This is a genomic window from Pseudonocardia terrae, from assembly GCF_021343995.1.
In the GTDB taxonomy this organism is placed as follows: Bacteria; Actinomycetota; Actinomycetes; order Mycobacteriales; family Pseudonocardiaceae; genus Pseudonocardia; species Pseudonocardia terrae.
The window spans coordinates 1-12,223 of record NZ_JAJTTE010000100.1 but is presented as its reverse complement, the minus strand read 5'-3'; the positions used below and the strand labels follow the sequence as shown (position 1 = coordinate 12,223).

Here is a 12,223-nt window from a genome sequence, read left to right as displayed (position 1 = left end):
GACCACACTCGAGGAACCCCGACCACCACCTCCACCGGCCACCGACCTCGACGAGGCGCCCCCGTTCTGACCGGTGTCGGGTGGAGCGGGGCGTTACCCGCGCCGCTCCGCCTCGATCAGCTTTCGCATGTCCCGGTGCCGAGCTGAGCGAGGCCGTCGAAGAAGGCGCACCGCCCGCTTCCGCGCGGCGAGCACCGCCACTCACCCCACCAGCACGTCCACCCGGTCGAAGCCTTCCCCGACCGACGGCGGGACGAGTCGGGCGCGGGTGCCCAGCACGCCGACCAGGGGCACCCGCTCCCGGCCGCTCCGCAGGCCGTTGCGCTCCAGACAGAGTTCCAGCGCTGTGGCGAGGTGGACCGCGCGCACACCGGCGCCATAGGCCCGGGCGGCGGCGATCAGGGCGGCCCGGTCCTCGAGGGTCGGGTTGGTGTTGTCGACGACCACGTCCCGTCCCGCGGCGAGCAGCTCCGCGACCACCCGGCGCTGCCGCCGCTCCCGGTGCTTCCCGTTGGGCCAGTGGTCCTTGCTGACCACGGCGTGGGTGGCGGCGAGGTGTTCACGCACCCAGGTCGATTTGCCCGCGCCCTGCAGTCCGACCATCACCACCAGCTCCACGCCGCCCGCGTACCCCGCTCAGCCCTTGAGCCAGTCCTCGAACCGGACCGCGCCGAGCCGGGCCTCGCCGGCGGGGACCAGGGCGTGATCGATCGCGGTGCCGAAGTACCGGGCCGCCGGCCCCGTCGTGACCGTGCGCGGGTCCTCGCGCGCGGCCAGGGTCTCGCGGACGAAGTCCTCCATCGTGCGGCGGTCGGGCCCGGCGAGGTCGATCGTGCCGCCGACCGGGGCACCGGTGGCGAGCTCGGCGAGGGTGGCGACGACGTCGGCCGCGGCGACGGGCTGGAACGCCCCCTCGGGCAGGGTGACCGTGCCGCTCTCGGTGGCCGAGTCGGCGATCGCGCCCAGGAACTCGAAGAACTGGGTGGCGCGCAGGATCGTGAACGGGATCCCCGAGCCGGTGATGAGCTCCTCCTGGGCGACCTTGGCGCGCAGGTAGCCCGAATCGGGCAGCCGGTCGGTGCCGACGATCGAGAGGGCGACGTGGTGGCCGACGCCCGCCTCCCGCTCGGCGGCGAGCAGCGTGGTGGTGGAGCGGGTGAAGAAGTCGAGCACCGGGCCGTCCTCGAACGAGGGCGAGTTGGTGACGTCGACGACCACCTGCGCCCCGGCCAGGGTCTCGGCGACGCCGGCTCCGGTCAGCGTGTCGACCCCCGTCGACGGCGAGGCCGGCACGGTCTCGTGGCCGTGCTCGCGCAGCGCCTGGACCAGCGCCTTCCCGATCAGGCCCGTACCCCCGACGACGACGATCCGCATGACCGTTCCCTCCCCTGAACTCGGATAGCTTCTATCCGGAATCCTACTCGGACAACTTCTGTCCGAGTCAAGTAGGCTGCGGAGGTGAAGATGTCCGGGGGGGTGGAGTGGGCGCTGCACTGCTGTGTGGTGCTGACGGGCACGAGCGACCCGGTTCCCGCCGCCAGGCTGGCCGAGTTCCACGACGTGTCGCCCACCTACCTGGCCAAGCAGCTGCAGGCGCTGTCCCGGGCCGGGCTCGTGCGCTCCGTGCAGGGGCAGGCCGGCGGCTACGTGCTGACCCGGACCTCGGAGGAGATCACGGTGCTCGACGTCGTCGAGGCGGTCGACGGCGTCGAGCCGGCCTTCGTCTGCACCGAGATCCGGCAGCGCGGACCGATGGCCGCCGCGCCGGAGGCGTGCACCGCGCCATGCCCGATCGCGCGGGTGATGATCGCGGCGGACCGGGCCTGGCGGGGGGCCCTGCGCGGGGTGTCGATCGCAGACCTCGCCGACGACGTCACCCGGACCACGGGCGTCGAGACGCTCCCCCAGGTCCGTGCCTGGCTGCACGGTCTGGCCGGCTAGGACCGCTCCCTGCGCGCACCCGGCGATCGTTGACCTTCCGCGGCGAGCCGTGTTCGACTGGGAAAAGCCCCGTTGAAAACGTTTACGTTCCCTGCCAAGGTTCCAGGAGGAGGAGGAGGTCGTCGATGCCCGCCCGGTCCCGGCGCAGCACGGTCGGCGTGGTCGACCTGGCCCGCGAGCTGGGCGTCTCCACCGCGACCGTCTCCCGGGCACTCAACGGCAGCCCCGCCGTGCGACCCGAGGTGGCCGAGCGGATCCGGGCGCACGCGGAGTCCCGCGGCTACGTGGCCAACCGGCTCGCGCGTGCGCTCTCGGCGCACACCAGCCGCGCCTTCGTGGGGTTCGTGATCCCGTACGTCGACACCCCGGCCTACTCGGCCGTCGCGGCCGAGTGCGCCCGGCTGCTCTCGGCCGACGGCACCCAGATGATCCTCACGATCACCGAGAACGACCCGGAACGCGAGCTGCGGCAGCTGCGCGAACTGGTCGCAAGCCGCATCGCCGGGCTGGTGATCTCGCCGAGCACGTACGCCCTCGACGAGACTCGCCGCCTGCTGGCCGAGCTGCCCGTCGTCGAGTTGCACCGGGCCTCGGGGATCGAGGCGCCGGGCGTCTTCTCCGACGACGAGCAGGCGATGACCGAGAGCGTGCTGCACCTGGCGGCGTTGGGGCACAGCAGGATCGCCTACCTCGGCACGCCCGAGGCGCTGTCCAACGGCGCCGTGCGGCTCCGCGGAGTGCGCCGTGGCCTCGAGCTGGCCGGCCTCGACCCGGCCGTGCCGATGCGGCTGGTCGAGCCCACCCGGGAGAACGGCCGCGACGCCGCGGCCGAGCTGCTGGCGGGCGACACGACCGCGCTGCTGGTCGGCGGCGGCTCGCTCTCGGTCGGCGCGGCAGCGGCGGCGCGGGCCAGCGGCCGGCGCATCCCCGACGAGCTCTCGCTGGTCGTCTACGGCGACCCCGCCTGGTTCGCGCTGGCGGACCCGCCGCTCACCACCGTGCAGGTCGAGTACGCCGAGCTGGCCCGCCGGGCCGCGCGGCTCCTGCTCGACTCCCTCGACGCCCGGCACGCGGGCACCCCGGCCCCGGAGCCCGGCCCGCACCTCGTGACGCCCCGGCTGCGCCCGGCGGGCTCCACGGGGCCGCCCCTACATCGATGAAGGAGCTCGGATGAGTTCGGGACCGCTGACCGGGATCCGCGTCGTCGACGCGGCGACGCTCGCCGCCGGGCCGCTCGTGGCGACCTGGCTCGGCGAGCACGGCGCGGAGGTGATCAAGGTCGAGCAGCCCGACGGCGGCGACCCCCTGCGGCAGTGGGGGGCGCAGAAGGACGGCGTCGGGCTGATGTGGAAGAGCCTGGGGCGCAACAAGAAGTCCGTCACGCTCACTCTCCGCGAGGAGGCGGGCCGCGATCTGCTGCGCCGGCTCACCGACACGGCCGACGTCGTGGTGCTGAACCTGCGGCCCTCGACACTGACGCGCTGGGGTCTCGACCACGCCTCGCTCGCGGCGACGAACCCGAGGCTGGTGATGCTGCACGTCACCGGGTTCGGTGCGGGCGGGCCCAAGTCCGACCGGCCGGGCTTCGGCACCCTGGGCGAGGCGATGAGCGGGTTCGCCCACCTCACCGGGGAGCCGGACGGCCCGCCGACGCTTCCGGCGTTCATGCTGGCCGACGGCGTGGCCGCGCTGACCGCGACCTACGCGGTGATGATGGCGCTCTACCACCGCGACGTGCACGGCGGCCCGGGCCAGCTGATCGACATCAACCTGGTCGAGCCCCTCGCGCGGCTGATCGAGCAGCCCGTGCTGACCTACGACCAGCTCGGCGAGGTGCCCGCCCGCACCGGCAACCGGTGGGACATCTCGGCGCCGCGCAACACCTATCGCACCAAGGACGGGCACTGGCTGGCGATGTCCGGCAGTGCCCCGACGATCGCGATGCGGGCCCTGCGGGCGGTGGGCCGCGAGGACCTCACCCGGGACCCCCGCTTCGCCGAGGCGCAGCAGCGGCTGCGCAACGCCGCGCTGATCGACTCCGTGATGGCCGGGTGGGTCGCCGAGCGCACGCTCGACGACGCGATGGCCGTGTTCGAGGAGGCCGAGGTCGCCGCCGCCCCCATCTACGACGCCGAGCAGCTGCTCGCGGACCCGCAGCTGCAGGCCCGCGGCGTGTTCCCGCGGATGCCGGACCCGGACCTGGGCACGATGCGGGTGCAGGCGCCGGTGCCGCGGTTCTCGGTGACGCCGGGCGGGATCGACCATCTGGGGCCCGGGATCGGGGAGCACAACGACGAGGTCTACGGCGAGCTGCTCGGGCTGTCCGCCGAGCGCCGCGCCGCGCTGCGCGAGCAGGGGGTGATCTGATGGCGCGCCCGGTCCGCCCCCGCCGCTCGGAGCTGGCCACCCCGGCCAGCAACGACCACATGTTCGCCAAGGCCGCCGGGGCCGGCGCCGACCTGGTCTTCCTCGACCTGGAGGACGCCTGCGCGCCGGCCGAGCGGGAGGCGGCCCGTGGGAAGGCGGCGCGGGCGCTGCGCGAGCTCGACTGGGGCCGCACCACCCGCGCGATCCGGATGAACGGCGTGGACACGCGCTGGGCCCACGGCGACCTGATCGAGGTGGTCACCGCCGCCCGGGAGGCGCTGCAGGTGATCATCGTGCCGAAGGTGCGCGGGGCCCGGGACGTGTGGTGGGTCGACGTGCTGCTCACCCAGCTCGAGGAGACGCTCGGCCTGCCGCGCAAGGGGGTCCGGCTCGAGGTGCTGATCGAGGAGACCGAGGGGCTGGAGAACGTCGGCGAGATCGCCCGCGCCTCCGACCGGCTCGAGGCGCTGATCTTCGGGGCCGGGGACTTCTCCGCCTCCCAGGGCGCGCGGGTGGACACCAACTTCGACCCGGTCGTCGACTATCCCGGCGACCTGTGGCACTACGCCCGCTCGAGGGTCGTCGTCGCGGCGCGCTCCGCCGGGATCGACGCGATCGACGCCCCCTTCCCCAACTACCTCACCCCGGACGCCTACCGCACGGCGTGCGACCGGGCCGCCGCCATGGGCTACGTGGGCAAGTGGGCCATCCACCCGTCGCAGGTGGAGATCGCCAACACCGCCTTCGCCCCGACCCCCGCGGAGATCGCGCACGCGCGGCGCGTCGTCGCCGCCTACCGCGAGGCCGAGGCGGGCGGGCGGGGCGCCACCCGGCTCGACGGGATGCTCGTCGACGCCGCCCACCTGCGTCACGCCGCGACCGTGGCCGCCACCGCCGACCTGCTCGGCATCGGCGAGAACAGCGAGGAGACCCCGTGACACGCCGGATGACGCTCGTCGGCTTCATGCAGGCGGGCAACGTGACCGTCTACTCCGGGTCGTGGCGCTACCCGAGCGCCGATCTCGGGTTCCTGACCATGGACTACTACACGCACATCGCGCGCACCCTCGAGCAGGGCGCGTTCGACTGTGTGTTCTTCGACGACCGGCTGGCCATGCCCGGTGTCTACGGGAACTCGGTCACCGACGCGGTCCGCTACGGCGCCCGCCCGGTCAAGCTCGACCTGACCGCGGTGCTGGGCGGGATCATCGGCGCCACGAGCCGGATCGGGGTCGGCGCGACCTACTCCACGACGTACTACGACCCGTTCCACGTGGCCCGCACCTTCGCCACCCTCGACCACCTCTCCGGCGGCCGGGCCGCGTGGAACGTCGTGACCTCGGTGAACGACTCCGAGGCGCAGAACTTCGGGCTGCAGACCCACCTCGGCCACGACGCGCGCTACGACCGCGCGCACGAGTTCCTGCAGGCCGTCACGGCGCTGTGGGACTCCTGGGAGGACGACGCGCTCGTCCTGGACCGGGAGTCGGGGGTGTTCGCCGACCCGGCGAAGGTCCACGAGGTCGACCACAAGGGCGAGTACTTCTCCGTGCGCGGCCCGTTGACCGTCCCGCGCACCCCGCAGGGCCGCCCGGCGATCCTGCAGGCCGGCTCGTCGGGGCGCGGCCGGGAGTTCGCCGCCGAGTGGGCGGACATGATCTTCACCGCCGACCCGGGACTCCCGGTGGCGCAGAAGCACTACGCCGACCAGAAGGAGCGGGTCGCGGCGGCCGGGCGGGACCCGGGGTCGGTCAAGGTCCTGCCGATGGCGTACGCGGTCGTGGGGGAGACGCAGACGATCGCGGAGGAGAAGGAACGCCTGTTCCTCGACGCCTACGTCCATCCCGTCGCGTCGCTGGCCCTGCTCTCGGAGGTGCTCAACTACGACTTCGCCAAGCACGACCTCGACGACCCGGTCACCGAGGAGATGACGGCCACGAGCTCCGGCATCCGCGGGCTGGCCGACGGTGTGCGGCAGCACCTCGGGCGCGAGGTCACGGTGCGGGACCTGGCCGCGCACCGCGCCACCCTGCTCCAGGGCCCACGGTTCGTCGGCACGCCCGAGCGGGTCGCGGACCTCATGGAGGAGTGGTTCACCACGCGCGGCTGCGACGGCTTCGTGCTCGCCGCGACCCACCTCCCCGGCGCGTTCGAGGAGTTCGTCCGGATGGTCGTGCCGGTCCTGCAGGAGCGTGGGCTGTTCCGCCACGGGAACACCGGGACCACGCTGCGCGACCACCTCGGCGTCGCCCGCCCGGCGGGCTCCGCGGCCGGCTGATCCGCCAGGGTCCATCGACCCGGGAAGGACCCCTCACACCCCGGGACCCCACGGCCCCCACGGGGTCGTCCGCCCCTGCCTGCGCCGCCTCCCCGTACGGCACCGTGTCCGGTGGGGACGGAACACGGGACCGTGGCGGGAACGAGGGGGGCTGCGGGGTGGTTCGGGCCGGGGGGCGCGCGGGAACGCGCGTGGGGTACGGAAGGCGCCGCCGCTGGTGGCTGTGGGTGGCGTGGCCGCTGGTCGTGACCGCCGTGCTCGCGGTCGAGTGGTCGCTGCTGCACGAGCGGATCGAGGCCGACGTCGCGCTCCTGCTCTCCAGCGGGCGGGACGTCGCGGCCGCACCGGCGCCGGGCCCGGTGCTGCCGCCGTTGCCGGCCGCGCCGGCCCCCGGCGCCGCGGGCGCGATCGGGACCGTGGACCTGCGCACCGTGCGGACCTGCGGGGCCGGGCAGGACTGCCTCCTCCGGATCCACCTCGGGCTGCGTCCCGCGGCCGGGCCGACGACCGTCGACTGGACCGTGCGGCTCGACGACCTGTGCGCGGGCACCGGTGGCACCCTCGCCGGTGGCACCGTGGACGTGCCGGCGGACGCGGACCGCACCGACGTCGTGGCGACCGTCCGGGTGCCCGACGCCGCGGCCACCGCCCTCACCGCCCTCACCGCGGTGACCGGCGGTCCCGGCCCGGCGGCCAGCCCGCCGGTCCGCGTCCCGCCGACGGGCGGGTGCACGCCGTGACCGGGCGAGACGTGATGACGGGCCGGGGGCTCCGATGAGGCCCGGGCGGCGGCTGCGCCGGCTCCTGCCCGGCAGGCGCCGGGTCTCCACCTGGGCGCGCGGCGAGCGGCCGCCACGCCCGCCCCGGCCGCGCCGGAACCGCGGGATGGCGTTCGACGTCGTCGCGGTGCTGGCCACGCTCGTGCTGGTCGTCGCCGGGCTGGCCAACCTCGCCGTGGTCGACGGTGTCGACACCGCCGTGCGGCAGGCGATCATCGCGGGTGGCGGGCTGGTGCTGCTCGCGCTGTTCTGGCGGGTTCGGGTCGGTCTGCTCGGCGTGCTCGGCGTCGTCTCCTACTGCCTGGCCGTCGTGCTGCTCGCCGCGGTGCCGCTGGTCGGCCTGAGCGCGAACGGTGCGACGCGGTGGATCGCCGTCGGGGGCTTCACCTTCCAACCCTCGGAGCTGGCCAAGGTGGGGATGCTCCTGGTGGTCGCGGGGGTCCTCGGGTCGGGCCGGCCGGCCTGGCAGCGGTTCATGGGTGCGCTCCTCCTGGCCGCGGTGCCGATCGTGCTGACCGTGCTCCAGCCGGACCTGAGCACCACGACGCTGCTGGTCGTCGTCGCCGTGGCGCTGCTGGTGATCGGGCGCGTGCCGGCGCGGTTCGTGCTGCCCGTGTTCGCCGGGGCCGCGGTGGCGGCGCCGCTGGCCGTCGGGCTGTTGCGGCCCTACCAGGTCGAGCGGCTCGGCAGCTTCCTGGCGGGGTCCGCGGAGTCGCCGGCCGGGTCCGGCTGGGCGGTCGCGCAGGCGCGGATCGCGCTGGCCTCCGGCGGCCCGTTCGGGCGGGCGGGGAACCCGCTGACGGACATCCTGGAGCGGTACCTGCCGGAGCGGGACACCGACCTGGCGCCGGCCAGCCTCGTACTGCAGTTCGGGATGATCGCCGGGGTGCTGGTGCTGCTGGCCGCCGTCGTCCTGGTGTGGCGGCTCGCGGTCGCCTCGCGCACCTCGCGCACCGCGCACGGGGCCCTGCTGGCCGGTGGGCTGGCCGTGTTGTTCGGCGCGGAGGTCGTGGTCTCGGTCGGCGGCAACCTCGGCCTGCTGCCGCTCGCCGGGGTGCCGTTCCCGCTGGTCAGCTACGGCGGCACCGCCGTGGTGGTGCACCTCGCGGCGATCGGTGTGGTGCTCGGCGTCCGGCGCGACGGGGCGCGGCGGGTGCTCTGGGCGGCGCCCGAACGGCTGCGCCCGCGGCTGGTCCGGGTCGCCGCGCTCGGTGTGACCGCACTGCTGGTCACCTTCGGCGCCTTCGGCTACCGGCTCGAGGCCGTCCAGGGGCCGGCGCTCATGGCCGCCGGGCAGGAGCAGATGACGCGCTGCGTCCGGACGCTCGCGCCGCGCGGCGAGATCACCGACCGCAACGGCGCCGTGCTCGCGATGGACGCGGCCGGGACCGACGCCGGCACGGCGAAGATCGAGGCGGTCCCCGCCCTGGTGCGGCCGAACGAGGTCGACCGGCTGGCGGGCCTGCTCGGCAGGCCGGCCGCGGACGTGCGCGCGGCGCTCGACGCCGCGCCCGACACGACGCTCTCGCTCGAGCTGGGCGACCTCCCCCTTGCACAGGCGCGCGCGTTCACCGGGATCGTCGGGGTGCGGGTCGAGGCCGACCCGCGCCGCAGCTACCCCACCGGCGACCTGCTCGGCCCGCTGCTGGGCTACACCGGGATCGCGACCGAGGCGCAGACCCAGCAGAACCCGACGCTCGCGCCGGGCGCGGTCGTCGGACGGGCGGGGCTGGAGGCGAGCTACGACGCCGTGCTCCGCGGCATCGACGGCGAGCAGTGCTACTGGGTGAGCCCCGCCGGTGTCCCGATCGCCGTCGGGACCCACCGCGACCCGGTGCCGGGCGCGAACCTGCGCACCGCGCTCGACCTCCCGTTGCAGCGCAAGCTCACCGACTCGGTCCGCGCCTCGCTCTCGGCGCAGCACAACCCGAACGCGGTCGGCGCCGCGGTCGCCATGGACCCGCGCGACGGCCAGGTCCTGGCGATGGCGAGCCTGCCCTCCTACGACAACAACCTGTACGGCCCACCGGTCGACGGCGCGGCGCTGCAGGCCGCGGAGGCGCAGCCGGGTCACCCGACGCTGGAGCACGCCAGCCAGGTCGCGGTGCCGCCCGGCTCGACGTTCAAGCTGGTCGTGGCGTCCGCGAACGTCGTGCACGGCGCGATCCCGCCGAACCAGGTGGTCCCGACCGGCGCGAGCTTCACCCTCGCCGGGCACACGTTCGACAACTGGAAGCCCATGGGGCCCATGGACATGCCACAGGCCATCGCCTGGTCGAACGACGTGTACTTCTACCGGCTCGCCGCCCTGCTGGGCCCCGACCCGATCATCGAGGCCGCACACGCGCTCGGCGTCGGGTCCGCGACGGGCATCGACCTGCCGGGCGAGTCCGCGGGCTACCTCGGCACCCCGGACACGATCGCCGGCGACGGCGGGCACTGGTACGGCGGCACCACGGTGATCCTCGGCATCGGGCAGGGCCCGCTGCAGGTCACGCCGCTGCAGAACGCCCGGTGGACGGCCGCGGTCGCGACCGGGCAGCTCGTCACGCCCCGGCTGGGGCTCGCGGTCGGCACCCCCGAGGGCGGGTTCACCGCGCTGCCCGTGCCGCCGCCCGTCCCGGTCCCCTTCGCCGACAAGCTCGGGCCGATCCGGGACGGGATGCGTGCCGCGGTGCACGGGGGCACCGCCGCCTCCTTGTCCACGGTGCCGCTGGACCCGGGCGCGAAGACCGGCACGGCGCAGGACGGCAGCCTGTCGGGCGACGAGTACGACAACTGGACCTCCGCGGCCGCGCCGCTCGGTGCGCCGACCGTGGTGATGACCGGCCTGGTCCAGGGGCCCGGCAAGGGCGGGAACAGCGCGAGCCGGATCGTGATCGACGGGTTGCAGCAGTATCAGGCCGCGCCGCCCGCGCCCTGACGAAGTGCCGCCGGCGCCCCGTCAGGGCGCCGGCGGCACTCGGGCTCGGAATCCGCTCCGAAGCGGCTCAGCCCCGGGCGTAGGTCTCGAGCACGCCGGGCAGGGTGAAGGCCCGGGCGGCCCCCTCGGCCACGCACGTCGACGGGTTCTCGGCCTGCTTGACCGGCAGGCCCAGCCCGGCCTCGAGGGCCGCGCGCAGCCCGCGGGTGGGGGAGGCGCCCCCGACGAGCAGGACGCCGTCGGCGGCGAGGTCGTCGAGCGCGCGGGCGGGCAGGTCGTCGAGGCATCCGATGAGGGAGGTCGCGAGCTCGGCCACGCGCGGGGCGACGACGCCGTGCAGCTCGGCCGCGGGCACCTTCAGCGAGCGGGGCCGGCCGTTGTCGCCCTCGCGCCCGGCGACCATGACCTCGGCGCCGTCGGGGACGGCCCCGACCCGGATCGTCAGCTCCTCGGCCGAGTCCCGGCTCAGCGAGAGGTGGTGCTGCTCGCGCAGGTGCCGCTGCACCGCGGTCGCGATCGCGTCCCCGGCGATGCGCCGCGAGCGCACGGCCAGCACCTCGCCGAAGCACATGGCGACGATCTCCGCGGTCCCGGCGCCGACGTCGGCGACCATGTGCACCCGGCGGTCGAGCGGGTCGACGCCGCAGCCGATCGCGCCCGCGACGGGACCGGCGAGGGCGAGCACGCGGACGATGCCGGCCTCCTCCGCCGCCTCCACCAGGGCGCGGCGTTCCAGCGGGCTGGCGCCGGCGGGCACGGTGAGGGCCGCGGCGAGTCGGGTCCGCTGCCAGGGCCGGGGGAGCACCCGGCGGACGACGGCGCGCAGGTAGCGGCGGGCCGTGTCGAGATCGGTGATCACGCCGTCGCGTATCGGCCGGACGGCGTGCGTCCCGGACGGGATCCGGTCGATCAGGTCCGCGGCCTCGCGGCCCACGCTCACGCCGCGGCCGCCGGACCTGGCGAGCAGGACGGACGGCTCGTCGTACTGGAACCCGCCTTCGGCGTCGTAGAGCACCGTGGTGCCGGTGCCGACGTCCATGCCGAAACGCGCCATGCTCCACCCCCGGATCCCCGGCACGGTGCCCCCCGTGCCGCCCCTTACCACCCTGGCCTTTCGCGGCCGCCCCCGGCAGGGCCGAAGGACGGTAGTCCTGCTCGCCTCTCCTGCCTTCCTGCTCGTGGATCCCCCGTCGTCAGGCGCCTGCGGGCTCGGCCGCCGCCGTGGTCCGCACCACGACCACCGGGCACGGCCCGCGGTGCACGGCGAGCCGGGCCGGCTCGTCCCAGCGCCCGGTCCCCTCGGGCCTGCCCAGGACCAGGGCCGCGGCGCCCGCCGCCCGCTCCAGCACGTGCTCCACGAACGGGCTCCGCACCCCGACCGTCTCCACCCGGACCTCGGGGAACCGGGTGGTCCACGGGGCCAGCGCGGTGTCCAGCGCGGCCGCGGCGAGGAGGTCGGCGTCCGGGTCGCCGGTCTCGGGGACCTCGACGACGAGCGGGACGCCGCGACCCGCCGCGAGCGGGAAGGCGGCGGCCAGCAGGGGCGCGTCCCGCGCGGGGTCGGTGACGGCGGCGACGACCACCGAGCGGTGCCGGCGGTGCGGTGCGCGGACGACCGCGACGGGGCAGCGGGCCCGGCCGACCAGGTCGAGGGCGACGGAGTCGTCGGCGGCCTCCGGCGGGTCGTCGCGCCCGCTCATGCCCACGACCAGCAACGACGCTGTGCGGGCCGCCTCGAGCAGCGCGGGCCCCGGCGCCCAGTGCGAGACCCGGCGCAACACCTCGACCTCGGGTGCGACGGCCAGGGCGCGGGCCGTGGCCCGCTCCAGCAGCGCCTCGGCCCGGTGCGCCGACTCGTCCGGCCGCACGGCGTGGACGAGCACGAGGGGGACACCGAGCGCGCGGGCCTCGCCCACGGCGAACGCGACGGCGAGC

The 12,223-nt window shown here is 75.4% G+C and carries 11 protein-coding genes; 7 read left to right on the top strand and 4 right to left on the bottom strand.

Features of this window, described 5'->3' with window-relative positions; all coding sequences use genetic code 11:
* Positions 1–201: 201 nt before the first annotated feature.
* Entirely contained in the window at positions 202–618 is a 417-nt protein-coding gene (locus LWC33_RS33590) for an ATP-binding protein (RefSeq protein ID WP_233308745.1), read from the bottom strand.
* Between the two features lie 18 nt (positions 619–636).
* Positions 637–1,374, bottom strand: a complete 738-nt coding sequence (locus LWC33_RS33585; RefSeq protein WP_233308744.1) for an SDR family oxidoreductase — start codon at positions 1,372–1,374, stop codon at positions 637–639.
* A gap of 90 nt (positions 1,375–1,464) precedes the next feature.
* On the opposite strand from LWC33_RS33585, the gene LWC33_RS33580 reads away from it, so the two are divergent.
* From LWC33_RS33580 to LWC33_RS33550, 7 genes are all read left to right on the top strand, one after another.
* A complete protein-coding gene (locus LWC33_RS33580) occupies positions 1,465–1,941 on the top strand; it encodes an RrF2 family transcriptional regulator (protein WP_233308746.1) in 477 nt (158 codons plus the stop codon).
* Positions 1,942–2,066: 125 nt separating this feature from the next.
* Positions 2,067–3,101 carry a LacI family DNA-binding transcriptional regulator gene (locus LWC33_RS33575; protein ID WP_233308743.1) on the top strand — a complete coding sequence of 345 codons (1,035 nt, stop codon included), beginning with the start codon at positions 2,067–2,069 and terminating at the stop codon, positions 3,099–3,101.
* A gap of 10 nt (positions 3,102–3,111) precedes the next feature.
* Positions 3,112–4,308, top strand: a complete 1,197-nt coding sequence (locus LWC33_RS33570) for a CaiB/BaiF CoA transferase family protein (RefSeq protein WP_233308742.1) — start codon at positions 3,112–3,114, stop codon at positions 4,306–4,308.
* Positions 4,308–5,246, top strand: coding sequence for an HpcH/HpaI aldolase/citrate lyase family protein (locus LWC33_RS33565; RefSeq protein ID WP_233308741.1), 939 nt, complete (start codon positions 4,308–4,310; stop codon positions 5,244–5,246). The genes LWC33_RS33570 and LWC33_RS33565 overlap by 1 nt, the downstream gene beginning before the upstream one ends.
* Complete coding sequence (locus LWC33_RS33560) at positions 5,243–6,586, top strand: LLM class flavin-dependent oxidoreductase (protein WP_233308740.1); 1,344 nt, start codon at positions 5,243–5,245, stop codon at positions 6,584–6,586. Before LWC33_RS33565 ends, LWC33_RS33560 begins: the two co-directional genes overlap by 4 nt.
* Positions 6,587–6,777: 191 nt before the next feature.
* Complete coding sequence (locus LWC33_RS33555) at positions 6,778–7,326, top strand: hypothetical protein (protein WP_233308739.1); 549 nt, start codon at positions 6,778–6,780, stop codon at positions 7,324–7,326.
* 145 nt (positions 7,327–7,471) lie between these two features.
* Positions 7,472–10,288 (top strand): FtsW/RodA/SpoVE family cell cycle protein, encoded by a 2,817-nt coding sequence (locus LWC33_RS33550; protein WP_233308738.1) that lies wholly within the window; start codon positions 7,472–7,474, stop codon positions 10,286–10,288.
* 67 nt (positions 10,289–10,355) lie between these two features.
* Here LWC33_RS33550 and LWC33_RS33545 read toward each other — a convergent pair whose 3' ends face one another.
* Both LWC33_RS33545 and LWC33_RS33540 read right to left on the bottom strand, forming a co-directional pair.
* Complete coding sequence (locus LWC33_RS33545; RefSeq protein WP_233308737.1) at positions 10,356–11,342, bottom strand: rod shape-determining protein; 987 nt, start codon at positions 11,340–11,342, stop codon at positions 10,356–10,358.
* Positions 11,343–11,481: 139 nt separating this feature from the next.
* Positions 11,482–12,223, bottom strand: a 742-nt coding sequence (locus LWC33_RS33540) for a universal stress protein (RefSeq protein WP_233308736.1), incomplete at its 5' end; no start/stop codon positions are given.